Below are 25040 nucleotides of genomic sequence, written 5' to 3'. Positions count from 1 at the left end.
GAAAACCGGGGGTTACTGCGAACCCAGCCGCTGCTTGAGAGCCTCGAACTCGTCCTTGACGCCGGTGGGCAGCTTCTCGCCGACGAACTCGAACCACTCCTCGATCAGCGGCAGCTCCTCGCGCCACTCCTCGGCGTTGACCTCCAGCGCCGCCTCCACGTCGGCCGGGTCCACGTCCAGCCCGTCGAGGTCGAGATCCTCGGCGGTGGGGACGGTGCCGATCGGGGTGGTCTGCCCGGACGCGCGGCCCTCGACGCGTTCGATGATCCACTTGAGCACCCGGCTGTTCTCGCCGAACCCGGGCCACAGGAACCGGCCGTCGTCGCCGCGGCGGAACCAGTTGACGAAGAAGATCTTCGGCAGCTTGGTCTCGTCGGAGTTCTTGCCGATGTCGATCCAGTGCTGGAAGTAGTCCCCGACGTTGTAGCCGAGGAACGGCAGCATCGCCATCGGGTCACGGCGCACGGTGCCGACCTTGCCCTCGGCCGCGGCGGTCTGCTCGCTGCCCATGGTCGCGCCGATGAACACCCCGTGCTGCCAGTCGTTGGCCTGGGTCACCAGCGGCACCGTGGTCTTGCGGCGGGCGCCGAACAGGATCGCCGAGATCGGCACGCCCTGCGGGTCGTCCCATTCCGGCGCCAGCGACGGGCACTGCGACATCGGGGTGCAGTAGCGCGAGTTCGGGTGCGCCGCGTTCTCGTCGGAGTCGGGCGTCCAGTCGCGGCCCTTCCAGTCGATCAGGTGCTGCGGGTCGCCCTCCAGGCCCTCCCACCACACGTCACCGTCGTCGGTCAGCGCGACGTTGGTGAACACGGTGTTGCCGGCCTCGATGGTCTTCATCGCGTTCGGGTTGGACTTCCAGTTGGTGCCCGGCGCGACGCCGAAGAACCCGGCCTCGGGGTTGACCGCGTACAGTCGGCCGTCCTTGCCGAACCGCATCCAGGCGATGTCGTCGCCGAGGGTCTCGGCCCGCCAGCCCGGGATGGTCGGCTGGATCATCGCGAGGTTGGTCTTACCGCAGGCCGACGGGAACGCCGCGGCGATGTAGTAGGCCTTGTTCTCCGGGGAGATCAGTTTGAGGATCAGCATGTGCTCGGCGAGCCAGCCCTCGTCGTGGGCCATCGCCGAGGCGATCCGCAGCGCATAGCACTTCTTGCCCAGCAGCGCGTTGCCGCCGTAGCCGGAGCCGAAGCTCCAGATCTCCCGGGTCTCCGGGAAGTGGGTGATGTACTTGGTGTCGTTGCACGGCCACGGCACGTCCTTCTGGCCGGGTTCGAGCGGGGCTCCCACCGAGTGCAGGCATTTGACGAAGAAGCCGTCGTCACCCAGCTTCTCCAGGGCGGGCTTGCCCATCCGGGTCATGATCCGCATGGACAGCACCACGTACTCGGAGTCGGTGATCTCCACGCCGAGCTTGGGGTCCTCCGCGGCCAGCGGCCCCATGCAGAACGGCACCACGTACATGGTGCGGCCCCGCATACAGCCGCGGTAGAGGTCGGTCATGGTCCGGCGCATCTCGGTCGGATCCATCCAGTTGTTGGTCGGACCGGCGTCGATCTCCCGCTCGGAGCAGATGAACGTGCGCGACTCGACCCGCGCGACGTCGGAGGGGTCGGACAGCGCCAGGTAGGAGTTGGGCTTCTTGTCCTCGTTCAGTTTGGTGAAGGTGCCGGCCTTGACGAGTTGCTCGGTCAGCCGGGCCGCCTCTTCCTCGGAGCCGTCGGTGAACACCACGCGATCCGGTTGTGTCAGCTCTGCGACCTCCTGAACCCAGGCGAGCAGACCTTGATGCTTCGTCGGTGCGGTGTCCAAACCCGGAATGGTCGCGGTCATGTGGCTCTCCTGCGTTGTGTTCGTCGGAGGACGCGGGGCGCATGCCGCCCGGCCTGCCCCGAGGGGTGGAGTGCGGTTCGTCCCTTATTCAGTGAGGTTTATTCCTAGAGGTTAACGTGGCCGACACATTCTGGTGGCGTCGGGACTGCCTGAACGGCCCCGGCCCGGCCTCGACGGGTGTCAGACTTGTGTTTGCGGGCCGTTTTCCCGCTCCTCGGCGTCCGGTTCGGCGATGTCGGGCTCAGCGGGGGGTTCGGCCTCGCCGTCCCCGGTGCCCGCGTCGGTGACCTCGGTGACCCCCTCGGTGCCCTCCTCGGTGACCCCCTCGGTGACCCCGGTCTCATCGACCTCGGCAGGCCCGTCGGTCTCATCGACCTCGGCAGCCTCTCCAGGCTCGCCGGTCTCTTCAGGCTCTTCGGTCTCGGGTTCGCTACCGTCGGGCCCGTACAGTTCGGCCCGCACGGCGTCCAGCGCGGCCTGCAGGATCGGCACCCGGGAATCGCGGATCGCGGCGGCTCGGGCCCGGGCGGTGGCGTGTTCACGCAGTTCGGCGTCGATCTCGGCGATCTGCGCGGCCGCCGCCGCACCTTCCTCCTCCTCACGGTTCGCCAGCTCGGCGGTCAGCTCCCGTTCGGCGGCCAGCACCCGGGTGGCGACGAGCTCCTCCACCGTCGAACGCAGCGCGGCCGCCACCTCGCCGACCCAGCGGTCCAGCACCGCGCGTTCCTGCAGCACATTGCGCAGCCCGACCATCCACACCGTCACGGCCAGCGCGACCAGCCCGCCGACCACCATGCCGGCCGCCGTCAACGTCGGAGACAGCCCGCTGAACAGCCGGCTCGCCGCGGCGGCCACCCCGACACCGAAACCGGCGCCGAGCAGCATCATCAACCGGTTCTCCAGCTGCCGGGAGCGCAGCGGCGGACCGGGGAGCTCCGGGCCCGCCGGTTCCCCGGCCTCGGCGGGTGCGGGCAGGTCGAGCTCCCGCGCCATGTCCCGCAGGTGGGTGGTGATGCCGTCGTCGACCTCGTTGACCACCTCGCCGGCGCGGCTGCGCACGTAGAACTCGAACTCGATGAGCCGGCGCCGCCGGGCCGACGGCCACGGCAGGTGGTTGAACTCGGCGACGTCCTCCTGCCATTCGGCCCGCACCGAGGTGCAGCGGTTACGGGCGAAGTACGCCAACTGCACCCGGGCCTGCTGGAGCTGGCTGCGCAGGGCGATGGTGCGTTCGGATTTCGCCATCCGGCGTTCCCGCAGGATCTCGTCGCGTCGGGCGTGCAGCGCCTGCACCCGGGCCCGCCGGTCCTCCCCGGCGGCGTCGGCCTCATGCCGGGCGATCACCGCGCCGAGCCGGGCCTCCCAGGCGCGCAGCCGGTTCCGTCGCTGCACGTCCGGATCGGCGAGGCGCTCGCTGAGCAACTCGACGAGGTCGTCGAGGATCGGCTCGCCCAGGTCGGGGGCCGCCGCGACGCCCACCCACGCCATCCGCGCGAAGCGGGGTGACCGCCCGGCGACGGTGGCCCGGTTCGTCTCCAGCACCTCCCGCCAGTCCTGGTGGGCATCGATCTTCGACACCACCCCGATCACCAGATCGGTGTAGTGGGCAGCCAATTCGAGCAGGGCGCAATCGGATTCGGTGATCGGCGCGGCCGCCGACACGACGAACAGCACCGCCGACGGCGCTTCGGCGGCGGACAGCGCCTCGGCCTCGACGAAGGTGTGGTCCGGCAGCCGTTCCTGCAGCGCGGTCAGCACGCTGGTGGTGCCGGCCAGCCAGGGGCCGGTAACCAGCACGGCGTCCCGGATCTGCACCCCGGGTGGCTGCAACCCCGGCTCGACCGCCGCCACCACCGCGTCCGCCGCCGCGATCGGATCGGTCATGAGTCCGGGCTTCCGACACCGGCACGGGCACCGGCGAGGCGCAGCGATCCGCGGCAGATGTCCCGGGCGCAGGCGCGGTGCAGCGGACCGACCGGCCCCCTGCTGTAGCGGTGCCAGTGCACGGCCCGGCGCAGCCGGGCGGCCCGGTCGGCGCCGTCGGGCGTCGCCAGCCCGGCCGCCCGCATCACCTCCTCGGCGGCCCTCATCGTCGCCAGCACCACCGCGTCACCGGTGAGGAGCCGCGCCAACCGGGTGTCGTCGCGGCGCACCGCGGCGGCCTGCAGATCGGCGACGGCGGCCCGGATCCGCCGGTAGCGCACCGGGGCGGCCACCGTGTGCAGCCGGTGCAGCACCTCGTCGAGGCCGCTCACCCGGCGCAGCACCCCGGGCAGGGCGGCGGGGTCGGCGCCGCCGCTCAGTGCGAGCACGGCGCAGGCGATGCCGAACCGGTCCAGCGTGCGCAGCAGCCTGGCCCGGGTCTCGGCGGCCGGCGGATGCCCGCCGGTCAGGAACGCGTCGGTCGACGAGAAGGTCCGGATGTCGGACGTCTCCCGGGCCAACACCTGCAGCGCGGTGGTCAGCCCGGCGTCCAACCGCACCGCGGCGAGCAGTCCGACCAGCGGAACGGTCGGCACCCCGGTCAGGGTCTGCAGCTCGCCGGCCCGGCGGCGGGCCTGATCGATCGGCCCGGCGCCGCCCCACCCGGTGCGGTCGGCCTTGTTCAGCACCACCAGCGCGGGGCCGTCGAGGCCGGCGAGCACGGCGCGGTCCTCGGGTTTCAGTGTTTCGGCTGTCACCAGCACGGTGACGTCGGCGGCATCGGCGGTGACCGGCACCCCTGCCGCGGACAGCGCGCCGGCGACGGTGCGACGTCCCACCCCGGCCCGCCCCCGGACCGCCACGGTCACCGGGGCGGTGAGCCGGTCGATGATCGCCGGCACCGCGGCGTCACCGGTCCGCTCGGCGAACCGGATCAACTCGTCGACGAAATCATCCCGGACAGAAATGTGCGGCCTCTCTCCATCTCATGCAGGTGGTGACCAATGTCCTATCACTGATCCTCACATCTGCCCCAAAACCCCGAACACAGTTGTTCAGCACGGCGTCGCCGCCGGTCGGCAGTATTGACTCAAGACAACTGTTGGATATCAATCCGCACCGCGATGCGGGTACACCAGCTGCAATGAGACACCATGGACGGATGCATACGCGCAGAATCGAGGCTGCCGGCGTAACGGACTCCCCGGGCGTATCGCATCTGCACCGTCGTGTGACGAGTTTCCGCACCCGCCGGACGACGCTGTCCCGAGGCCAGCAGGAGACCTGGGAACGGCTGTGGCCGGTGCTGGGCCGCCAAGCGCGGGACGCCGACGGACGCCCGGCGCCGCGGCTGGACCTCGAGGAGTGGTTCGGCCGGTCCGCGCCGGTCGTGTTGGAGATCGGCTGCGGTTCGGGGGTGTCGACGCTGGCCATGGCCCAGCAGGAGCCGCATCTCGACTTCATCGCCGTCGAGGTCTACAAACGTGGCCTGGCGCAACTGCTCAGCGCGATCGACCGGGCCGGGGTGAGCAACATCCGGTTGATCCGCGGTGACGGGGTCGACGTGCTCGAGCACCTGCTCGGACCGGAGTCGCTGATCGGGGTGCGGGTGTTCTTCCCGGATCCGTGGCCCAAGGCCCGCCACCACAAGCGCCGGCTGTTGCAGCCGGCCACGGTGGCGTTGATCGCCGACCGGCTGAAACCCGGCGGTGTGCTGCACGTGGCGACCGACCACGCCGGCTACGCCGAGTTCATCGCCGAGACCGGGGACGCCGAACCACGGCTGGAGCGGGTGACCGGGGATCTGAGCGCGCTCCCCATCTCGGTGCGCCGGCCGGTCACCAAGTATGAAGGAAAAGCCCGGGAGGCCAACCGGGCCGTCGCCGACCTGCTGTGGAGCAGAAAGGCCTGACATGAGCGTGACCGACGACACCGAAGACATCGACGAGATCGGGGCCGAGTTCACCGCCGAGGTGGAGGCCCCCCACACCGAGCCGGCGACCGTGACGGTCCGGCGGGTGCTGCTGGTGTGGGATGCGCCGAACCTCGACATGGGACTGGGCTCGATCCTCGGTGGCCGCCCGACGGCCGCGCATCGGCCCCGGTTCGACGCGCTGGGCCGCTGGCTGCTGGCCCGCACCGCCGACCTGTCCCGGGAAGCGGGGCCTGACCAGGGCGTATCGCTGGAGCCGGAAGCCACCGTGTTCACCAACATCGCGCCCGGCAGCGCCGATGTGGTGCGGCCGTGGGTGGAGGCGTTGCGCAATGTCGGGTTCGCGGTGTTCGCCAAACCCAAGATCGACGAGGACAGCGACGTCGACGGCGACATGCTCCGGCACATCGAGCTCCGGCAACGGGAGGGGCTGGCCGGGTTGCTGGTCGCCTCGGCGGATGGTCAGGCGTTCCGCCGGCCGCTGGAGGAGATCGCCGACACCGGCATTCCGGTTTACGTTCTCGGATTTCGCGAACATGCCAGTTGGGCGTTAGCGTCGGATACCTTGGAATTTGTCGACCTGGAGGACATCCCTGGTGTCTTCCGGGAGCCGCTGCCACGGATCGGGCTCGATTCGCTGCCCGAAGAGGGTGCCTGGCTGCAGCCGTTCCGGCCGCTGTCCTCGCTCCTGACATCGCGCGTTTAGAAAAACTGCAGAGATGCGCGGGTTGCGAAGAACCAAGAGCAGTTAGGAGCTTACGTGTTCGCCTGGTGGGGTCGGATGGTGTACCGATACCGATACATCGTTATCGGTGTCATGGTCGCACTGTGCCTGGGTGGCGGCGTGTACGGGATCAGCCTGGGAGACCACGTCACCCAGAGCGGATTCTATGACGAGGGCAGCGAATCGGTGGCGGCGTCGGTGCTCGCCGACGAGGTGTACGGACGTGACCGGGCCAGCCATGTGGTGGCGATCCTCACCCCGCCGGAGGGCAAGAAGGTCAACGATCCGGAATGGATGGATCGGACCATCGAGGAGCTCGACGGCCTCGTCGAAGCCGAATCCGACCGGATCGTCGACTGGGTCGGCTGGCTCAAGGCCCCCGACGTCGACAACGAGGTCGTCCAGCGGATGCGCTCGGAGGACTACTCCCAGACCTTCATCAGCATCCCGCTCAAGGGTGACGACGACGACGAGATCCTGCTGAACTATCAGGCCATCGAGCCGGATCTGCGCTCGCTCAACGACGGCAACATCGAACTGGCCGGGCTCAACCCGCTGGCCAGCGAGCTGACCGGGACCATCGCGGTGGACCAGCGGCGCGCCGAGGTGGCCGCGATCCCGCTGGTCGCGGTGCTGCTGTTCTTCGTGTTCGGCGGTGTGGTCGCGGCGCTGCTGCCGGCGCTGATCGGCGGGCTGTCCATCGCCGGCGCGCTGGGCATCATGCGGCTGGTGGCCGAGTTCGGGCCGGTGCACTTCTTCGCCCAACCGGTGGTGACGCTGATCGGTCTGGGCATCGCGATCGACTACGGCCTGTTCATCGTCAGCCGGTTCCGGGAGGAGCTGGCCGAGGGCTATGACACCGAACAGGCGGTGCGCCGGTCGGTGATGACCTCGGGCCGGACGGTGATCTTCTCCGCGGTGATCATCGTGGCGTCGGCGCTGCCGCTGCTGCTGTTCCCGCAGGGCTTCCTGAAGTCGATCACCTACGCGATCATCGCGTCGGTCATGCTGTCGTCGATCCTGTCGATCACGGTGCTGGCCGCGATCCTGGGCATCCTGGGGCCCAATGTGGACGCGCTCGGGGTGCGGACGCTGTTGCGGGTGCCGTTCCTGCGGGACTGGCCGTTCTCCCGGCGCATCATCGACTGGTTCGCCGAGAAGACCCAGAAGACCAAGACCCGCGCAGAGGTGGAGCGGGGTTTCTGGGGCAAGCTTGTCAACGTCGTGATGAAGCGGCCGGTCACCTTCATGGTGCCGATCCTGATCCTGATGATCTTGATGATCATCCCGATCGGGCAGTTGTCCCTCGGCGGGATCAGCGAAAAGTATCTGCCGCCGAACAATTCGGTGCGCCAGGCACAGGAGCATTTCGACCGCGACTTCCCGACCTTCCGCACCGAACCGCTGACGCTGGTGATGCGCAGCACCAACGGTGAGCCGATCACCGATCAGCAGATCGCCGAGATGCGGGCCAAGGCGATGACGTTGTCCGGGTTCACCGTCGACGACAACGATCCGGCCAACATGTGGCAGGAACGCAGCGCCACCGAGGAGGGCAGCGGTGACCCGTCGGTGCGGGTGCTGCAGAACGGCCTGGTCGAACGCAACGACGCGGCGAAGAAGATCGACGAGCTGCGGGCGCTCACCCCGCCACACGGGGTGGAGGTGCTGGTCGGCGGCACCCCGGCGCTGGAGCAGGACAGCATCCGCAGCTTGTTCCACCGGCTGCCGTTGATGGTGGTGCTGCTGATCACCACCACCACGATCCTGATGTTCCTGGCGTTCGGCTCGCTGGTGTTGCCGATCAAGGCCGCGCTGATGAGCGCGCTGACGCTGGGCTCCACCATGGGCGTGCTGACGTTCATGTTCGTCGAGGGGCACGGCTCCGGGCTGCTGAACTTCACCCCGCAGCCCCTGATGGCGCCGATGATCGGGCTGATCATCGCGGTGATCTACGGTCTGTCCACCGACTACGAGGTGTTCCTGGTGGCCCGCATGGTCGAGGCCCGGGAGCGGGGCATGTCCACCGCGGAGGCGATCCGGATCGGCACCGCCACCACCGGGCGGTTGATCACCGCGGCCGCGCTGGTGCTGGCCGTGGTCGCGGGCGCGTTCGTGTTCTCCGACCTGGTGATGATGAAGTACCTGGCGTTCGGGCTGCTGATCGCGTTGTTGCTGGACGCGACGATCGTCCGGATGTTCCTGGTGCCGTCGGTGATGAAGCTGCTCGGCGACGACTGCTGGTGGGCGCCGCTGTGGATGAAGCGCATCCAGGACAAGCTCGGCCTGGGTGAGACCGAGCTGCCCGACGAGCGCAAGCGGCCCGCCTTCGCCGAGCCCGGTGACGAGCAGGCGCTGGTGGGCGCCGGCGCGCCGGTGCCCCCGCGGCCGCGCCCGCCACACGATCCGACCCATCCGCGGCCGGTGACGCCGGTGCGTCCGGGGCCGAGACGGATACCGCCGCAACGGGCCGGCGGCCCGTCGGTGGCCGGAACGACGCGGATGCCGACGCCGGGTGGTCCGCCGCCTCCGCAGCAGCAGCCGTCCGAACCGGCGACGACGCGGCTGTCCATGGCCAAGAACGCGGTCCGCAACGCGGTGAACAACGCCGCTGCGGCGACCGGGCGGATTCAGCGTGGCCGGTCGGGCGCCACCCCGCCGCCGTCGCATCCGCCGTCACCGGCACGGCCGCCGCAGAAGCCCCGCGAGGAACGGGAGATCGAGTCCTGGCTGGGCGAACTGCGTGGCGGCGCCGGGGGTTCGGCCGCAGGCCCGGCCGGGGGTCGTCAGCCGTCGGGTGGTCAGCCGTCGGCCGATGCCACCCGCGCGATGCGCCAGCAGGGGCCCCGCCCCGCGCCGCCGAGCGGTCCTCCCCCGGCGCAGCGGGCCGGGGACGACGCCCCCACGACGGCGATCCCGGCCGGTGGCCGGCCCGGCAGCTCTGATGTCGAGGACGCCACCACCGCGTTGTCCACCCCGCCGGCGGGCCGGTCCCCCGAGGGGCAGCAGCCGAAGTCCGACCAGCCGGGCGGCGATGAACGCACCGAGAAGCTCGACACCCCCGAGAAGCCGGAGAAGAACCGGCCGCGCCGCGGCGGCGGGCTGAGCGCGCAGGATCTGCTGCGCCGGGAGGGCCGGCTCTAGCCCGGTCGGCCCGGCTCCAGCCCGCGGGCGGGCGTCAGTCCCCGGCCCGCTCGGGCGGATCGGGTTCGGCATCCCCCGCCGGGGCCGGTTCGGCATCCCCCGCCGGGACCGGTTCGGCATCATCCACCGGGTCGGGTTCGGCGCCTATGAGCGGTCCCTCCTCGGCCTCCAGCTCGGCTTCCTCCCGTGCCGGATCGGGTGCCAGCAGCACCCGGCCCGCGCTGTTGACGAACGCCATGATCGGCACGGCCAGCAGCGCGCCGATGATCCCGGCCAGCACGCCACCGGCGCCGATGGCCAACACGATGGCCAGCGGATGGATGCGCACCGCGTAGCCCATGATCAGCGGTTGGAGCACATGGCCTTCCAACTGCTGCACCGCGACGATCAACCCCAGGGTGATCAGCGCGTAGATGAAGCCCTTCGCGATCAGGGCCACCACCACCGCGAGGAATCCGGTGACGAACGCCCCGATCAGCGGGATGAACGCGCCGAGGAACACCAACGAGGCCAACGGCAGCGCCAGCGGCACCCCCAGGATCGCCAGGCCGGCGCCGATGCCGATCGCGTCGACCAGGGCGACGGCGAAGGTGGCGCGCACGAAGCCGACCAGCGAGCGGAATCCGGCCCGGCCGGCATCGCGGACCCGCTCGCGCACCTCCGGCGGGAACGGCAGCGTGATGAACGCGAAGATGTTCCGGCCGCCGTGCAGCAGGAAGATCAGCGTGAACAGCGCCAGCACGGCGCCGGCCAGGATCTCGGTGATGGTGGTGGCGGTCGACAGCGCCCCGCTGGTCAACCGCTCCTGGTTGTTCCGGAGCGCCTCGATCGCGGCGGTGCCGGCCTGATCGATCTGATCGCGGCTCAGCTTGAACGGGCCCTCGATCAGCCAGTCCTGCACGCCGATGATGCTGCGCTCGACCTGCGCGGCGAGATCCGGGGCGCCGTTGATGAACTGGGCGATCACGAAGGTGAGCACACCGCCCACCACCGCGAGCCCGCTGAGCAGCACCAGCGCCACCGCGCCCGCGCGCGGCGCGCCGCGCCGGTGCAGGAAGTCGACCGCCGGCAGCAGCAGCGCCGCCAGGATGGTGGCCAGCAGCACCGGCACCACGATGAGTTGCAGGCGGGCGATCACCCACAGCAGGCCGACGCCGGCCGCCCCGATCACCAGCAGGCGCCACGCCCAGGCGGCTGTCTTGCGCACCAACGGTGCGACGGCTTCGTCATCGGCTGAGAGGACCGCAGGCATGCGGGTAAGCGTAAACCGCCCGCGGCCTGCGGACCGGACCCTGCACACGCTTCGGTAACGAGTTCGGCACGGGCCGCCGACGCGGCAATGTCCCTGGTAGGGCCGCGGCTACCCTGTAGGGCGTGTCGCATGACGCGCCGGCCACGGAGGCGCCCAGCCAGCTGGGACCGCAGCGGCGCGCCCGGGGCAGGTACTGGTGGTTGCGCTGGGCGGTGATCGCCGTCGCGGTCACCGTGCTCACCGTCGAGGTGGTGCTGGTCTGGGATCAGCTCGCCAAGGCGTGGCACAGCCTGACCGCCGCCAACTACTGGTGGGTGTTCGCCGCGGCGCTGGCCGCGTTGGCCTCCATCCACAGCTTCGCGCAGATCCAGCGCACCCTGCTGCGCTCCGCCGGCGTGAAGATCCGGCAATGGCGGTCCGAGGCCGCCTATTACGCGGGCAACGCGCTGTCGACGACGATGCCGGGCGGGCCGGTCATCGCGACCACATTCCTGTACCGGCAGCAGCGGATCTGGGGCGCCACCCCGCTGATCGCGTCCTGGCAGCTGGTGATGTCAGGGGTGTTGCAGGGGGTGGGCCTGGCGCTGCTCGGGCTGGGCGGCGCGGTGCTGCTGGGCGCCAGCAAGAATCCGCTGTCGCTGATCTTCACCCTGGGCGGGTTCCTGGCGCTGCTGGTGCTCGCCCAGGCGGTCGCGAGCCGGCCCGAACTGATCGACGGTATCGGGGTGCGGCTGTTGACCCGGTTCAACGCGCTGCGCGGGAAACCGGCGACCACCGGGCTGGACAAGTGGCGGGAGCTGCTCAGCCAGCTCAAGTCGGTGAACCTGGGCCGCCGCGACCTGTCCAACGCGTTCAGCTGGTCGCTGTTCAACTGGGTCGCCGATGTGGCCTGCCTGGCATTCGCCTGTTACGCCGCCGGCGGCAGCCCGTCCCTGGCCGGGGTCACCGTCGCCTACGCGGCCGCCCGCGCGGTCGGCACCATCCCGCTGATGCCGGGCGGGCTGCTGGTGGTGGAGGCGGTGCTGGTGCCGGGTCTGGTGTCGAGCGGGATGACGTTGGCCGGCGCCATCTCGGCGATGCTGGTCTACCGGCTGATCAGCTGGGTTTTCCTGGCCGCCATCGGCTGGGTGGTGTTCTTCTTCATGTTCCGCACCGAGAAGGACATCGACCCCGACGCGGGCATGGAATCCGAGCGGGTCGCGCCGGTGTTCAGCCCGGACCCCGAAGTCCGGCACGAACCCGACAGCTAGACTCAAATCCGGCTTACGGCAATGGGATTGGATGTGGGTAGGGCATGACTGTGGACAGTCGGCTGCCGGCGCGGGCGGCCGGCACGGCGTTGGCGGCCGATCTGGTGTGCGTGGTGGTGTTCGCGGCGCTCGGGCGGCGCAGCCACGCCGAGGGGCTCACCGCAACCGGAATCGCGACCACCGCCTGGCCGTTTCTGGTGGGCACGCTGGTGGGCTGGCTGCTGGTGCGGGCCTGGCGCCGGCCGCTGACCCTGGCGCCCACCGGGGTGGCGGTGTGGGCCGCCACCATCGTGGTCGGGATGCTGTTGCGGGCTGCGACCTCCCGCGGCATCGCACCGAGTTTCATCGTGGTGGCGTCGCTGGTGACCGGCGCGCTGCTGCTCGGCTGGCGCGGTGTCGCCGCCGTGGTGGCGCGGCGCCGAGGCGACGGCTGAGACTCGACCGGTCCGGCCGGACCGGCGGTACGGGGAGATCAGCTTCGGCAGGCCGGACCCGCTGTCGGGCGCGCCCGACCTGCCGAACCGGGGCTCTGGTGGTTACGGAATGTCGTCGGTCGCCAGATCCGGACCGCCGCAACGGTTCTTGATGTCCACCAGCGGCTGGCGGATGTGCGTCAGCTCGGCCTTCACCTGGGGGTTGGCGTCCAGGTACTCGGCGACCGTGTCACGGACATCCGCACGATGCTGGCCCTCCAGGCCGGTGAAGAAGTCGTTCACCTCGGGATGGGTGAACAGGTACGCCGAGGTCGCAGCCGACACACCCGCCGCCACACCGGCCAGGTCCGCCGCGGTGCAGCCCGGCGGCTCGGGTTCGGGATCGGCGAACGCGAACGGGATCGAACTGAACAGCGTGGCACCGGCAATTGCGCCGGCTCCGATCGTGCCGGCTACCGCGCGTCGCACGGTACGGGCCGAGAGCACCATATGAAGCTCCTTCATCCGATATGGAAGACGGTAACCACCGGCGGTTACCCGCCACAGCCTAGCTAAGCAGAAGTTCGGGAGTTCTTCTCGCCGAAGGACCGGCCCCGGCGTAAAAAACCCCGGCAAATCCGTGACCGTTCGCCGGCCGAGGTCCGGGGCCGGATCGCGGGAGGCCCGTCAGCGGATGGCCCGCGGCGACGGCCCCGGCAGCGGTCCGGGGCCCGTCACCGGCACCGACACATTCTGCGCGCCCGGCAGGCCGCCCGGCAGCCCCGGGCCGGCCTGGCCCTGGGCGGCCTGCATGAGGCCCATCAACTGGGGCACCGTGATCGGCAGCTTGCACCGGGAGGACAGCGTCGCCAGCGGCTGCTGCAGCCGCTGCATGTCCTCGGCGACCTCCGGATTGGCGTCGAAGTACGCCTTGAGCGTGCCCAGCGACTGTGGTCCGGCCTGCTGTTTGGAGATCGTGGTCAGCGCCTGATTGGTCTCGGGGTTCTCCTCCAGGTACTGGCCGGTCGAGTTGGCGACCCTGCCGATGGTCTTGGCGACCTCGCTGGCGGCGCAGGGGTCCGGCGCGGCGGTGGCCGCGGGACCGGCGGTCAGTGCGAGGCCGATCACCGTCGCCGCTCCGGCAGTGGTGACGGCGAAGGCGGTGAACAGCCCGCGACGCAGAACAGTGGATTCCGGGCGGGTCGGCGGCATAGGTGCTCCTCACGGCTCGCGAGCCGCACCCCGGCCCGCGAGCATCTGCGATCAGTGACAGATTCCGGCTGTAGTTGATCCCCGACTCGCGCGGCCGTCCGGGACGACCACCGGGCCATAGTGCCATTCCCGTCGACCACAGGCCAGTTTCACCGGATCGGGGTAACGTCTGCGCCGGTCCGGGCGATCTGAGGGCCGGGAAGCCTACCTCATGCTGCGGTAGGCTCCGTAACGCAACGCCGGGCAGGACGGGAGTTCGCTATCCAGCAGTTCATGATGCGCCTGAGTAACGCCCTGCGGCGCTACCGCTGGGCGGTTTTCTCGGGATGGGTGCTGCTCCTGCTGCCCTCGATCTGGCTGGCACTCAGCGGCACCGGACAGCTCACCGGCGGTGGCTTCGAGGTTGCCGGCTCCCAGTCGTTACGGGTCCAACACGAACTCGAGGACCACTTCCCCGACGAGGGCGCGTCCCCCCTGGCGCTGGTCGCCGCCCCGCGCGCCGACGCCACCTTCGAGGACATGAACGCCGCGGTGGCGTTTCTCGAGCAGGTCGCCGCCGAGGTGTCCGACGACGTCCGGATCAAACCGAATCCACAGCAACCGCCGCCGCGGCCGGACCGGCCGTATGTGCTGACCCTGCAGCTCGACTTCGACAACACCGGCGCGGTCGACGTCAGCAACCAATTGCGGGAGAAGGTCGGCATCGACGGCGACCGGCCGGGTGAGACCGACAACGGCCGGGTCCGGCTCTACGTCGTCGGCCAGGGCGCACTGGGCGCGGCCGCCTCCGAGGCGACCAAACACGACATCGCCCAGGCCGAACGGTGGAACCTGCCGATCGTGCTGATCATCCTGCTGGCGGTGTTCGGCTCGCTGGCCGCCGCGGCGGTGCCGCTGGTGCTCGGTGTCTGCACCGTCGTGGTGACGATGGGCGTGGTCTATCTGCTATCGCTGGTGACCACCATGTCGGTGTTCGTCGCCTCGACGGTGTCGATGCTCGGTATCGCACTGGCCATCGACTACTCGCTGTTCATCCTGATGCGGTTCCGGGAGGAGCTGCGCGCCGGCCGCGACGTCGATCAGGCCGCCGACGCCGCCATGGCGACATCCGGCCTGGCGGTGGTGTTGTCCGGGCTGACCGTGATCGCATCGGTCACCGGGCTGTACCTGATCAACACCCCGGTGCTGCGGTCGATGGCCACCGGCGCGGTGCTGGCGGTGGCCGTCGCGGTGCTGGCGGCGACCACCCTCACCCCGGCGGTGCTGGCCACATTCGGCCGCGCGGCGGCCCGGCGGTCGTCGTACCTGCACTGGTCCCGCCGGCCGGAGACCACCCAGTCACCGTTCTGGACACGTTGGACCGGTCAGGTGATGCGCCGGCCGTGGGTGTCGGCCGCGGCCGCGTCCGCGGTGCTGTTGGTGATGGCCGCGCCGACGGTGGCGATGGAACTGGGCAACAGCATGCAGCGCCAGTTCGAGCCGACGCACGAGATCCGCGGCGGCGTCAACGCGGCCGCCGAGGCGCTGGGTCCGGGTGCGCTGGGACCGGTGCGGGTGATGGTGTCGTTCCCGGACGGTGCGGCGTCACAACCGGCCAACGCGGGCACGTTGGACGCCGTGCGGCAGGAGATCTCCCGGGCGCCGAACGTGGTGTCGGTGTCCCCGCCGGTGTTCGCCGACGACGACAGCAGCGCGCTGCTGTCCGCGGTGCTGTCCGTCGACCCCGAGGACATGCGGGCCCGCGACACCATCGACTGGCTGCGCGAACATCTGCCCGCGGCGGCCGGCGACGGCGCACGCACCGACGTCGGCGGCCCGACCGCGCTGATCAAGGACTTCGACGACGAGGTCGCCACCACCCAGCCACTGGTGTTCGTGTTCGTCGCGGTGATCGCGTTCGTGATGCTGCTCATCGCGATCCGCTCACCGGTGCTGGCGCTCAAGGGTGTGCTGATGACGGTGCTGTCGGTGGCCGCGGCCTACGGCAGCCTGGTGGCGGTGTTCCAGTGGGGCTGGCTGGCTCCGCTGGGCTTCGAACCGATCTCGTCGCTGGACAGCACGATCCCGCCGCTGGTGCTGGCGCTGACCTTCGGGCTGTCGATGGACTACGAGATCTTCCTGCTGACCCGGATACGGGAGCGGTTCCTGCAGACCCAGGACACCCGTGACGCGGTCGCCTACGGGGTGAGCACCAGCGCCCGCACCATCACCAGCGCCGCGCTGATCATGATCGCGGTGTTCACCGGGTTCGCGTTCGCCGGCATGCCGCTGGTCGCCCAGCTCGGGGTGGCGTGCGCGGTCGCGATCGCGGTGGACGCCACCGTGGTCCGGCTGGTGTTGGTGCCGGCGTTGATGGCGATGTTCGACAAGTGGAACTGGTGGCTGCCGCCGTGGCTGGACCGTCTGCTGCCGTCGGTGGATTTCGAGAAGCCGCTGCCCCACACCGACATCGGCGATCTGGTCATCATCCCCGACGACATCTCCGCGCTGATGCCGCCGGGCTCGCAGCTGCGGTCCGTCGTCAGATCCGCAGCAAAGCTGAAAAGCCTTGCCCCCGAAACGATCACGGTGGCCGACCCGTTGGCGTTCAGTGGGTGTGTGCGGTCGGGTGAACCGCTCGGCCCGCGGATCAAGGGCGGCGACGACGGCACCACCGTCCCGGTGCGCACCGGTGGCGGCGGCCGCAGGGCCGGCACCGCGGTGGCCACCAGGCCCGCGGTTCATCCGGTCACGCTGTGGCTGGACCGGTTGGAGGTCGCGCTCGACGCGCTGCACACCGCCGCCGACCTCGACGGCGCCCCGGTCGAACGGCGCAGCCCGATGGAGACCACCACGGTGCAGCTGCCCACCGGGGATCGGTTGCAGATCCCCACCGGCGCGGAGACGGTGCGGTTGATGGGCTATCTGATCATGTGCCGCAACAGCGCGCGGGACTACGCCGAGTTCGCCGATCTGGTCGAATGCATGGACGCCGAGACCGCGGCGGCCGTGTTGGCCCGGATGGACCGGTACTACTGTGGGCAGTACCCAAGACAACATTGGGTGGCCACCCAACTGGTGCGTCGCCTGGCCGATCCGCATCCATCCGATGTGGACGATGACGGCGAAACGGAATCGTCGGCAGTCGCCGACTGGGACGAAGTCAGGAAGCGCTGCCTGTCCGTGGCAGTAGCCATGCTCGAGGAGGCGAGGTGAGATGACCGCCGAACTGCACCGCGCCGCCGACCGCTACGGCCCCCGCCGCGAGTCCCGCGCACCCCGCCAACCCCGCAATGGTCAACTCCGCGCCCCTCAGGGCCGGGCCGGTGGCGCCGACCCGACCCGCGGGCCCAACCCGACCGGTGGGCCCAACAACCCGACCGGTGGGCCCGGTGAAGGACGCCCCGGTCAGGGTGCCGGCCAGACCCGGGCCGTGCCGGGGGGTCATGAAGGCCGGGCCGTGCCCGGTGGTGAAAGCCGGGTCGGTCAGGGTGGTCACGACCGGTCCGGTCAATCCGGCGAGGCGCGCCGCCGGCCCCACGACAACCGTCCGGTCGAGTTCTGGCCCACCTCGGAGATCCGTGCCGCGTTGGAGAACGACGACCTGCCGGTGTGGCGGCAGATCGCGGCCGCGATCAAGCGGGACCCCTACGGCAGAACCGCCCGCCAGGTCGAGGAAGTGATCGAAACGGCACAGCCATACGGCGTCTCCAAGGCGATCAACGAGGTGCTGGCCCGGGCGCGCGAGGCGCTGGAGCAGAGCGAACGGGCCGAGGTCGCCAAGCATGTGCGGCTGCTGTTGGACCGGTCCGGGCTGGCGGCCCGCGAATTCGCCTCCCGGATCGGTGCGACCGGCGAGGAGTTCGCCGCCTATCTGGACGGCAGTGTCAGCCCGCCGGCGTCGTTGATGATCCGGATGCGGCGGCTGTCCGACCGGTTCGCCAAGATGCGCGAACAGCGGTCCAAGCGGTCCGGCTGAGCCGACCCCGGACCGGGCCCGCTGTCGGCACGCCGTATCGTCGTTTTCGCCGACAGGGCTGTTCATTCGATCGCGGCACAACCCTGGACGCAAAATTCAACGAACGGCTCTGCGGAAGTCAATGATGACCGAAACCCAAGATTTGCAGCGGATTCTGCGGGACACCCGCACGGTGGCGATCGTCGGCGCCTCGGCCAACCCGGAACGGGCCAGCTACGAGGTGTGGCGATACCTCAAAGAGGCCAGCCACTTCGAGCTCTACCTGGTCAACCCGACCATCACCGAGGTGGACGGCACACCGGTGTATCCCAGCCTGTCGGCGCTGCCGGTGGTGCCGGACCTGGTCGACGTGTTCCGCCGCAGGGACCAGCTGCGCCCGGTGCTGGACGACACCATCGCGGTGGGCGCCAAGACGCTGTGGCTGCAGCTGGGGCTGGCCGATGAGCAGATCGCCCGCGAGGCGGCCGCGGCGGGTCTGCAGGTCGTGATGGACCGCTGCCTGAAGGTCGAATACGCCCGCTTGATGGGCTAGCGCCGGTCAGCGTGCGTTGATCGGGAGCACATCCTCGACCAGCCAGCGGCCGTCGGTCTTGACCAGCGCCACCCGCAGCGCCAGCACCGCATGGTCGGGTGGCCGGGCGGGCGCGTTCTGGGTGCCCCGCATGATCACCGCCACGCTGGCCACCTCCGGGCCGATCGCCTCCACCCCCGCCGAGACGGTCTGCGCCTGCCCGGAGATGTTCCGGTTGGTCAGGTCCTCTGCGACCGCGGTGAACTCCTGGCGGTAGGCCTCGGCGCGTTGCGGCGTCATCAACGCGGTGGCCTTCTCGATCTGGGCGTTGGGGTCGGCCGGGGTGAAGGTCGCCGACGCCTCGGCGACCCTGGTGGCGATGTCGAGCACCTCGGCCTTGTCGGCGCGCAGGTCACGATCGGCGGTGGTCCAGCGCGCATACCCGACGAGCACCGCGGCCACCAGCGTCGCCGTGGCCACCGCGACCACCGCCAGCCGCAGCCCCGGCCCGTCGTCGTCGGTGCCCATGGTCACGCCGTCGCGCCGGTACAGCACGTAGTTGACCACCATGCCCTGCACGATCAGCAGGCACAGCATCGAACACAGCGACACCCACCAGAGCGGCCAGCCGAGCACCACGCCGATCCCCACCAGGCCGGCGATCGCCGCGGCCGGCGCCGCGAGGTCGAACGCGAAGACCCGCCACAGATTTCTCATCGGATCGTCTCCAGCCGACTGATCAGTTTGCGGCCGTCGACGTCGGTCACGTCCAGGCGCAGATTCCACCGGACGGTCTGCGGCGGGGTGTCGCCGACGTTCTCGGTCATCGAGGTGGCCACCACGATCACGGTGTCGGTACGCGACGCGGCCTCCTCCAGTTCGGGCTGCGGCTCCCGTTGCCGCGGCGGCGGCGCGCCGGGCAGGGGCGGAAGCTGGCGGTGCACGGATTCGATGGCCACCGACTCGACCTGGCCGCGGGTGCGGGACCGCAGCTTCTGCACCAACTGGGTGTAGGGCTGCATCGCCGCTTCGAAGTCGGCGTTGAGCGCGCCGACGGTGCCCTCCTGCAACTGCCGCAGGCTGGTCTCGACGTTGTCGGTGTTCATGTTCACCAGCACCGTGGTCCAGTCGGCGGCGGCCGCCAGCGCCTCGGTCTGGTGCCGGCGCTCGTCGGCCTCGGTGGTGTGGCCGGACCAGATCATCACGCCCAGCACCACCGCCCCGACCGCGATCAGCGCCAGCAGCGTGGAGGCGATGCCGAACCCGGAGAGGACACGGTCCTCCTCGCGGTCGTCCTCCGGTTGCTCCGGGGCCGGTTCGGCAGTGGCTTCGTCGGACATGGCCGTGAGGTTACCTGGGCACTTGCCGGCTTCTGGCAGCATGTGGGAGTGACGGTTGAAGCGATTCGATCCGGCGTCGACCTGAGTTTCGTCGACCCCGCGGTGCGCCCCCAGGACGATCTGTTCGGTCATGTGAACGGCCGCTGGCTGGCCGAGCACGAGATTCCCGCCGACCGTGCGGCCGACGGTGCGTTCCGGGAACTCTACGATCGCGCCGAGCAGCAGATCCGCGACCTGATCGAGGAGGCCGCGCAGGCCGGCGCCCCGGCCGGCACCGATCAGCAGCGAATCGGCGACCTGTACGCGTCCTTCATGGACGAGCAGACGGTGAACCGGCTCGGGGTGCGACCGTTGCTCGACGAACTGGCCACGATCGACGCCGCGGCCGACCGCACCGAGCTGGCCGCCGTGCTGGGCGCGCTTCAGCGCACCGGTGTCGGCGGCGGGGCCGGCGCCTACGTCAACACCGACGCCAAGAATTCGAGCCGGTACCTGCTGTATCTCAATCAGTCCGGGTTGGGGCTGCCCGACGAGTCGTATTACCGCGACGAGGCGCACGCCGAGGTGCTCGCCGCCTATCCCGCCCACATCGCCCGGATGTTCGCGCTGGTGTACAGGGACGGGGACCACCGCGACACCGCCGAGCGGATCCTGGCGCTGGAGACCAAACTGGCCGCCGCGCACTGGGACGTCGTCAAACGCCGTGACGCCGAGCTGAGCTACAACCTGCGCACCTTCACCGACCTCGCCGACGAGGCGCCCGGCTTCGACTGGACCGGCTGGATCACCGCGCTGGGCACCACGCCGGAGCAGGCCGCCGAGCTGGTCGCGCGGCAGCCCGACTATCTGACCGCGTTCGCCGAGTTGTGGTCGTCGGCGGATCTGGAGGACTGGAAGGCGTGGCTGCGCTGGCGGGTCATCCATGCCCGCGCGTTTCTTCTCACCGATGAGCTGGTGGCCGAGGACTTCGAGTTCTACGGCCGCACCCTCAGCGGCACCCAGGAGATCCGGGAACGCTGGAAGCGGGGTGTGTCGGTGGTGGAGAACCTGATGGGGTTCGCGCTGGGCAAGCTGTATGTGGAGCGGCACTTCCCGCCCGAGGCCAAGTCGCGGATGGACGAACTGGTGGCCAACCTGCGCGAGGCGTACCGGGTCAGCATCTCCCAGCTGGACTGGATGACCCCGCAGACCCGGGAGAAGGCGCTGGCCAAGCTGGACAAGTTCACCCCGAAGATCGGCTATCCGGCCAAGTGGCGGGACTATTCGGCGTTGGAGATCCGCCGCGACGACCTGTACGGCAACTACCGGCGCGGGTACGCCGTGGAGTTCGACCGGGACATCGCCAAGCTCGGCGGGCCGGTGGACCGCGACGAGTGGTTCATGACCCCGCAGACGGTGAACGCCTATTACAACCCGGGCATGAACGAGATCGTGTTCCCGGCGGCGATCCTGCAGCCCCCGTTCTTCGACGCCGAGGCCGACGACGCCGCCAACTACGGCGGGATCGGCGCGGTGATCGGCCACGAGATCGGGCACGGTTTCGACGATCAGGGCTCCAAGTACGACGGCGACGGCAACCTCGTCGACTGGTGGACCGACGAGGACCGCACCGAGTTCGAGGCCCGGGCGAAGGCGCTGATCGAGCAGTACGACGCGTACTCGCCCCGTGAGCTGTCCGGTGAGCACCGGGTGAACGGCGCGTTCACCGTCGGGGAGAACATCGGCGACCTGGGCGGGCTGTCGATCGCGTTGCTGGCCTACCGGCTGTCGTTGGGTGGCCGGGAGGCGCCGGTGATCGACGGGCTGACCGGTGAGCAGCGGGTGTTCTTCGGCTGGGCGCAGGTGTGGCGGACGAAGTACCGCCCGGAGGAGGCGATTCGGCGGCTCGCGGTGGACCCGCACTCGCCGCCGGAGTTCCGCTGCAACGGGGTGGTGCGCAACATCGACGCGTTCTACGAGGCGTTCGGCGTCACCGAGTCCGACGAGCTGTACCTCGAGCCGGAACGTCGCGTGCGGATCTGGAACTGATTTCGGTGTGCTCACGGTCGCTCAGCGATCGCCCGCACGCCGAAATCGCCAGGACGCTGGCTGAAATCGCGAAGGTGAGCCCGTATTTCACGGTGACGACGGGCACGCTCGCCGAGACCGGCTGGCTGCCGGTGCGCCGGCTGTACACCGATGCCGACCTGCTCGAGGGCGTCGTCGGCCGGGTGCGGGCCCGCATCAACGCCGCCGAACGCCGGGTGGCGGTGTCCACACTGTTCCTCGGGATGGCAGCCCGGCTGTGGTCGGTCGGGCTGGGTGCGCTGGCCGGGCACGGCGCGCTGCCCGACCTCACCGGTGACCGGCTGCTGTTCAGCGAGACCGGCGGGCACATCCGGTTGCACATCGAACACCCCGTCGGCCGGCACGGCGACGACCTGGAGGGGCTGCTCGCCGACATGGTCATCGAGGAGCACCTGACCCCGCTCACGGCGGCGCTGCGCCGCGGCGGCCCGATCGCCGAAGGGCTGCTGCGCGGCAACTCGGCATCAGGATTGCTCAGCGCGGCAATGGTTTTCGACCGCGCGACGGCCGGTGACGGCCGGGGTTGGCGGCTGGCCCGGAGGTTGTGCGCCGACGAGCGGCTCGCCGGCGCAGTGGTCTTCGACGGCGCCGGCTACCGCCGCACCAGCTGCTGTCTCTACTACCGCACACCGGGCAGCGGGGTCTGCGGCGACTGTGTGTTCACCACCAAACCAGCCACCGGACCCGCCGCCCGGGGCGCGATCGAGACCGCCTAGAACAGCTGCCAGTCGTGGGCACCGTCCTGCTGGGTGTACCAGCCGCCCTCGGTGTTCTTGATGACGACCGGGTCACCGCTGCCGAAGGTGTCGAAGAACCACTCGGCGTCCTCCGGGCTCAGGTTGATGCAGCCGTGGCTGACGTTGCGCGAGCCCTGCGCGGCGGTCGACCACGGCGCCCCGTGCACGAAGATGCCGCTGTTGTCGATGCGCACCGCGTCCTTGACCTTGATCTTGTAGCCCTCCGGATCATCGACCGGGACCCCGTAGGTCGAGGAGTCCATCACGATGTCCTTGAACTTCTCCAGGACGTAGTAGGTGCCGTTCTTGGTCTCGTACCCCTTCTTGCCCAACGACACCGGCATGGTCTTGACCAGCTCGCCGTTGATCACGACTTCCATCTGCTTGGTCTTGTCGTCGATCGTGGCGACCTGGGACTCGCCGACCCGGAAGCTGGACTTCGTGCCGCCGGCGTCGATGTTGACGACGGTGTGGGCGGGCCAGAAGTCCTGCGGGCGCCACCGCACCTCGGTGTCGCTGATCCAGTAGAACCTGCCGGGCACCGGCGGCTCCGACGAGATGTGGATGGCGTCCTCGGCCATCTTGCGGTTGGCGATCGGCCGCTGGAACTTGATGCTGATCGGCTTGGCCACGCCCACCAGAGCGCCGTTGACCGGGTTGAACGACGGCGGCAGGAACACCGGCTCCCCGGTGTAGGGCAGCGGGTTCTGGCCGGCCGGCGTGTCCGGCGGAATCGTCGGCTGCGGCGCGAACGGGTTGAACGGTGCGGGCGCCGACACCGCGGCCGGGTGATCGGGTGGCAACTCGGCGGCCGCCGGCGGCGCCGGTTCCGGTTCGGGCGCCGGCGCCGGCGGTGCGGGCGGGGCAGGCTGGGCCGACACCGCTGGGCTCAGCACCAGTCCGGCGGTGAAACCGGCCCCGATGAGTGCGGTGAGCAGTCTGCTCGTCGTCCGCCGCATACGTCATCCCTCCAGTCGAAAACTCAATCCAGTCTGGCACAGCGGCGCCGTCGGCCCGTCCGCCGACGACCAGCACGCACCGCCATTCCCGCGATGACCTGCAATGTTCATCGGACTGCCGGCCCGGTTGTTACTACCCGCTGGTGGACACCGGTTCGGGGAGCAGATCCCGGGTGCCGGCCAACCGCAGCATCGCTACGGTGATCAGCAGCGTGGACGCCGCGATCACCGCGGTCGGTCCCCATTGTTCATAGAGCAGCCCGCCGCCCAGCGAGCCGGCCGTGATGCCGACCTGGAACGCCGTGACGTACAGCCCCGACGCGGCGTCGGGGTTCTGCGGTGTGGTGCGCATCGCCGCGGCCTGCAGCATGGGCGGCAGCGCGGTCGACGCGGCACCCCACACCACGATCGCCGCCACCCCCGCCGCCCCCACCAGCGGGCCGCCGCGGCCGAGGACCGCCAGCGCGAGCAGCACGGCGAACGCCGCGACCAACGCGGCCAGACAACCCATCGTGGCGGCCTTGGGCCGGTGGTCGAGCGGGCGGGCCAGTGCCGTCATGGCCGCCAGCCCCGCGATGCCGAACGCCGCGAGCAGCCAGGCCACCGGGGCGCCGCGCACCCCGACCACGTCCCCGACGATCACCACGATGAAGGTGTAGGAGATGAAGTGCCCGGCGACCCCGACACAGGTCAGGGCGCTGAGGGTGAGCAGCCGACGATCCCGGAACCGCCGGATGCCACGGTCCGCCGGGCCGCCGGACCTGCCGGCGGAAACCGGCAGGTCGGGCAGGGTCGCCCGGGCGGCCGCCGTGAGGATCGCGGCGGCGACGGTGACCATCGCGGCCGCCGCGCGCCAGCCCCACGTCGCGCTCACCGCCGCGGTGAGCGGGCTGCCGACGACCAGCGCCAGCACGGTGCCGACGTACACTGCGGTGGTGGCGCGGCCGGCGTGGCTGGCCGGCACCAACCGGACGCCGATCGGGGCGATCACCGACCACATCAGCCCGTGGGTGAGCGCCCCGGTCATCCGGGCCGCGGCCAGCACGGTGAAATCCGGCGCCAGCGCCGACACCAGCTGCGATCCGGTCAGGCACACCAGGGTGACCAGCAGCACCCGGCGGCGCGGCCAGTGCGCGGTGAGCCGCACCAGCGGCACGGTCGCGACGGCGGCCACCAGGGCGTAGCAGGCCAGCAGCGCCGCCACCGCGGCGGTGCTCACCTCGAGGTCGGCGGCGATCGCGGGCAACGCGGCGACCGGCAGCATCTCGGCGGTGACATAGCTGAACGCCGCCGCGGCGAGCACCGTCAGCTGCACGGCGATGCGCGGCGTCCAGGCGGTGCGCTGCACGCGGCTCTCCACTGTCATGACGCCGTCACCACGGTAGATCCTGGTATCGACGGCGCGGGCCGGTGCCGCGGATCGAGATGCTCGCGGTTCCGGATGGTTACCCGGCCGATGTGAAGACAGGAGGGGCAGCGGTGATCGTGGCGTTCAGTGTCAGCCCGATGGGCGGCGACGAGACCGGCGGCGTGGCCGATGCCGTCGCCGAAGCGGTCCGGGTGGTGCGGGAATCGGGTCTGCCGAATGAGACCAACGCGATGTTCACCAACATCGAGGGCGAATGGGATGAGGTGATGGCCGTGGTGAAACGCGCCGTCGACGCGGTGGCCGCCGCCTCACCCCGGGTCAGCCTGGTGCTCAAGGCCGACATCCGGCCCGGCTACACCGATCAGCTCACCGCGAAGGTGCGCAGCATCGAGGAGAGGCTGCGGGACTGACCCCG

21 protein-coding genes are annotated in these 25040 nt (G+C 70.2%); 11 read left to right on the top strand and 10 right to left on the bottom strand.

The window, feature by feature from the left end; genetic code table 11:
- Positions 1 to 12: 12 nt before the first annotated feature.
- The 3 genes from CKW28_RS01000 to CKW28_RS00990 all read right to left on the bottom strand — a co-directional run bounded on the left by CKW28_RS01000 (position 13) and on the right by CKW28_RS00990 (position 4694).
- A complete protein-coding gene (locus CKW28_RS01000) occupies positions 13 to 1833 on the bottom strand; it encodes a phosphoenolpyruvate carboxykinase (GTP) (protein ID WP_003924496.1) in 1821 nt (606 codons plus the stop codon).
- A gap of 180 nt (positions 1834 to 2013) precedes the next feature.
- Positions 2014 to 3717: a DUF445 domain-containing protein gene (locus tag CKW28_RS00995; protein ID WP_003924497.1), complete on the bottom strand. Its 1704-nt coding sequence runs from the start codon at positions 3715 to 3717 to the stop codon at positions 2014 to 2016.
- Positions 3714 to 4694, bottom strand: coding sequence for a hypothetical protein (locus CKW28_RS00990; protein ID WP_003924498.1), 981 nt, complete (start codon positions 4692 to 4694; stop codon positions 3714 to 3716). The genes CKW28_RS00995 and CKW28_RS00990 overlap by 4 nt, the downstream gene beginning before the upstream one ends.
- Positions 4695 to 4900: 206 nt before the next feature.
- Between CKW28_RS00990 and trmB the strand changes: the two genes are divergently transcribed.
- Genes trmB through mmpL3 form a run of 3 tightly spaced genes read left to right on the top strand, consistent with a single transcriptional unit; the run spans position 4901 to position 9557 of the window.
- Positions 4901 to 5668 carry a tRNA (guanosine(46)-N7)-methyltransferase TrmB gene (gene trmB / locus CKW28_RS00985; protein WP_040546239.1) on the top strand — a complete coding sequence of 256 codons (768 nt, stop codon included), beginning with the start codon at positions 4901 to 4903 and terminating at the stop codon, positions 5666 to 5668.
- Between the two features lies 1 nt (position 5669).
- Positions 5670 to 6395 carry an NYN domain-containing protein gene (locus tag CKW28_RS00980; protein ID WP_003924500.1) on the top strand — a complete coding sequence of 242 codons (726 nt, stop codon included), beginning with the start codon at positions 5670 to 5672 and terminating at the stop codon, positions 6393 to 6395.
- 54 nt (positions 6396 to 6449) lie between these two features.
- The gene (gene mmpL3, locus CKW28_RS00975; protein WP_040546240.1) at positions 6450 to 9557 is read left to right on the top strand and encodes a trehalose monomycolate exporter MmpL3; all 3108 of its coding nucleotides are present in this window, start codon (positions 6450 to 6452) and stop codon (positions 9555 to 9557) included.
- 34 nt (positions 9558 to 9591) lie between these two features.
- Here mmpL3 and CKW28_RS00970 read toward each other — a convergent pair whose 3' ends face one another.
- Positions 9592 to 10809 (bottom strand): AI-2E family transporter, encoded by a 1218-nt coding sequence (locus CKW28_RS00970; RefSeq protein WP_050811902.1) that lies wholly within the window; start codon positions 10807 to 10809, stop codon positions 9592 to 9594.
- Between the two features lie 122 nt (positions 10810 to 10931).
- On the opposite strand from CKW28_RS00970, the gene CKW28_RS00965 reads away from it, so the two are divergent.
- Together CKW28_RS00965 and CKW28_RS00960 are read left to right on the top strand one after the other, a co-directional pair.
- On the top strand, positions 10932 to 12059 hold the full coding sequence (locus tag CKW28_RS00965; protein WP_003924503.1) for a lysylphosphatidylglycerol synthase transmembrane domain-containing protein: 1128 nt from the start codon (positions 10932 to 10934) through the stop codon (positions 12057 to 12059).
- Positions 12060 to 12103: 44 nt separating this feature from the next.
- Positions 12104 to 12493 (top strand): DUF3054 domain-containing protein, encoded by a 390-nt coding sequence (locus CKW28_RS00960; protein WP_003924504.1) that lies wholly within the window; start codon positions 12104 to 12106, stop codon positions 12491 to 12493.
- A 102-nt stretch (positions 12494 to 12595) separates the two neighbouring features.
- On the opposite strand, the gene CKW28_RS00955 is transcribed toward CKW28_RS00960, so the two are convergent.
- Together CKW28_RS00955 and CKW28_RS00950 are read right to left on the bottom strand one after the other, a co-directional pair.
- Positions 12596 to 12982 (bottom strand): heme-binding protein, encoded by a 387-nt coding sequence (locus CKW28_RS00955; RefSeq protein ID WP_003924505.1) that lies wholly within the window; start codon positions 12980 to 12982, stop codon positions 12596 to 12598.
- A 177-nt stretch (positions 12983 to 13159) separates the two neighbouring features.
- Positions 13160 to 13684 carry a hemophore gene (locus CKW28_RS00950; RefSeq protein ID WP_003924506.1) on the bottom strand — a complete coding sequence of 175 codons (525 nt, stop codon included), beginning with the start codon at positions 13682 to 13684 and terminating at the stop codon, positions 13160 to 13162.
- Between the two features lie 273 nt (positions 13685 to 13957).
- On the opposite strand from CKW28_RS00950, the gene CKW28_RS00945 reads away from it, so the two are divergent.
- The 3 genes from CKW28_RS00945 to CKW28_RS00935 all read left to right on the top strand — a co-directional run bounded on the left by CKW28_RS00945 (position 13958) and on the right by CKW28_RS00935 (position 18174).
- Positions 13958 to 16879 (top strand): MMPL family transporter, encoded by a 2922-nt coding sequence (locus tag CKW28_RS00945; protein WP_003924507.1) that lies wholly within the window; start codon positions 13958 to 13960, stop codon positions 16877 to 16879.
- Between the two features lie 244 nt (positions 16880 to 17123).
- On the top strand, positions 17124 to 17642 hold the full coding sequence (locus CKW28_RS00940) for a hypothetical protein (RefSeq protein ID WP_050811914.1): 519 nt from the start codon (positions 17124 to 17126) through the stop codon (positions 17640 to 17642).
- A 121-nt stretch (positions 17643 to 17763) separates the two neighbouring features.
- Positions 17764 to 18174, top strand: a complete 411-nt coding sequence (locus tag CKW28_RS00935; protein ID WP_003924509.1) for a CoA-binding protein — start codon at positions 17764 to 17766, stop codon at positions 18172 to 18174.
- A gap of 6 nt (positions 18175 to 18180) precedes the next feature.
- Here the strand turns inward: CKW28_RS00935 and CKW28_RS00930 are convergent, their stop codons facing one another.
- Complete coding sequence (locus tag CKW28_RS00930; RefSeq protein WP_003924510.1) at positions 18181 to 18870, bottom strand: hypothetical protein; 690 nt, start codon at positions 18868 to 18870, stop codon at positions 18181 to 18183.
- A complete protein-coding gene (locus tag CKW28_RS00925) occupies positions 18867 to 19493 on the bottom strand; it encodes an Rv1363c family protein (RefSeq protein WP_040546241.1) in 627 nt (208 codons plus the stop codon). The genes CKW28_RS00930 and CKW28_RS00925 overlap by 4 nt, the downstream gene beginning before the upstream one ends.
- A 48-nt stretch (positions 19494 to 19541) precedes the next feature.
- On the opposite strand from CKW28_RS00925, the gene CKW28_RS00920 reads away from it, so the two are divergent.
- Positions 19542 to 21521 (top strand): M13 family metallopeptidase, encoded by a 1980-nt coding sequence (locus tag CKW28_RS00920; protein ID WP_040546242.1) that lies wholly within the window; start codon positions 19542 to 19544, stop codon positions 21519 to 21521.
- A gap of 74 nt (positions 21522 to 21595) precedes the next feature.
- Positions 21596 to 22276, top strand: a complete 681-nt coding sequence (locus CKW28_RS00915) for a (2Fe-2S)-binding protein (RefSeq protein WP_095176410.1) — start codon at positions 21596 to 21598, stop codon at positions 22274 to 22276.
- Here the strand turns inward: CKW28_RS00915 and CKW28_RS00910 are convergent.
- Together CKW28_RS00910 and CKW28_RS00905 are read right to left on the bottom strand one after the other, a co-directional pair.
- Positions 22273 to 23256: a L,D-transpeptidase gene (locus CKW28_RS00910; protein WP_003924515.1), complete on the bottom strand. Its 984-nt coding sequence runs from the start codon at positions 23254 to 23256 to the stop codon at positions 22273 to 22275. The genes CKW28_RS00915 and CKW28_RS00910 overlap by 4 nt on opposite strands.
- Positions 23257 to 23389: 133 nt before the next feature.
- On the bottom strand, positions 23390 to 24622 hold the full coding sequence (locus CKW28_RS00905) for an MFS transporter (RefSeq protein WP_040546243.1): 1233 nt from the start codon (positions 24620 to 24622) through the stop codon (positions 23390 to 23392).
- Positions 24623 to 24735: 113 nt separating this feature from the next.
- Between CKW28_RS00905 and CKW28_RS00900 the strand changes: the two genes are divergently transcribed.
- Positions 24736 to 25035, top strand: a complete 300-nt coding sequence (locus tag CKW28_RS00900) for an MTH1187 family thiamine-binding protein (RefSeq protein ID WP_040546289.1) — start codon at positions 24736 to 24738, stop codon at positions 25033 to 25035.
- Positions 25036 to 25040 lie beyond the last annotated feature (5 nt).

The organism is Mycolicibacterium thermoresistibile (assembly GCF_900187065.1).
GTDB classification, from domain to species: Bacteria; Actinomycetota; Actinomycetes; order Mycobacteriales; family Mycobacteriaceae; genus Mycobacterium; species Mycobacterium thermoresistibile.
Note: the sequence above shows the minus strand (reverse complement) of the source record. Positions and strands in the feature narration are given on the sequence as shown.

What these genes read in the sequence shown, in the direction of transcription:
- CKW28_RS01000 (WP_003924496.1), bottom strand. Translation starts at nt 1,833, where the DNA reads ATGACCGCGACCATTCCGGGTTTGGACACCGCACCGACGAAGCATCAA.
- CKW28_RS00995 (WP_003924497.1), bottom strand. Translation starts at nt 3,717, where the DNA reads ATGACCGATCCGATCGCGGCGGCGGACGCGGTGGTGGCGGCGGTCGAG.
- trmB (WP_040546239.1), top strand. Translation starts at nt 4,901, where the DNA reads ATGAGACACCATGGACGGATGCATACGCGCAGAATCGAGGCTGCCGGC.
- CKW28_RS00980 (WP_003924500.1), top strand. Translation starts at nt 5,670, where the DNA reads ATGAGCGTGACCGACGACACCGAAGACATCGACGAGATCGGGGCCGAG.
- CKW28_RS00970 (WP_050811902.1), bottom strand. Translation starts at nt 10,809, where the DNA reads ATGCCTGCGGTCCTCTCAGCCGATGACGAAGCCGTCGCACCGTTGGTG.
- CKW28_RS00960 (WP_003924504.1), top strand. Translation starts at nt 12,104, where the DNA reads ATGACTGTGGACAGTCGGCTGCCGGCGCGGGCGGCCGGCACGGCGTTG.
- CKW28_RS00955 (WP_003924505.1), bottom strand. Translation starts at nt 12,982, where the DNA reads ATGGTGCTCTCGGCCCGTACCGTGCGACGCGCGGTAGCCGGCACGATC.
- CKW28_RS00950 (WP_003924506.1), bottom strand. Translation starts at nt 13,684, where the DNA reads ATGCCGCCGACCCGCCCGGAATCCACTGTTCTGCGTCGCGGGCTGTTC.
- CKW28_RS00945 (WP_003924507.1), top strand. Translation starts at nt 13,958, where the DNA reads ATGATGCGCCTGAGTAACGCCCTGCGGCGCTACCGCTGGGCGGTTTTC.
- CKW28_RS00935 (WP_003924509.1), top strand. Translation starts at nt 17,764, where the DNA reads ATGATGACCGAAACCCAAGATTTGCAGCGGATTCTGCGGGACACCCGC.
- CKW28_RS00930 (WP_003924510.1), bottom strand. Translation starts at nt 18,870, where the DNA reads ATGAGAAATCTGTGGCGGGTCTTCGCGTTCGACCTCGCGGCGCCGGCC.
- CKW28_RS00925 (WP_040546241.1), bottom strand. Translation starts at nt 19,493, where the DNA reads ATGTCCGACGAAGCCACTGCCGAACCGGCCCCGGAGCAACCGGAGGAC.
- CKW28_RS00910 (WP_003924515.1), bottom strand. Translation starts at nt 23,256, where the DNA reads ATGCGGCGGACGACGAGCAGACTGCTCACCGCACTCATCGGGGCCGGT.
- CKW28_RS00905 (WP_040546243.1), bottom strand. Translation starts at nt 24,622, where the DNA reads ATGACAGTGGAGAGCCGCGTGCAGCGCACCGCCTGGACGCCGCGCATC.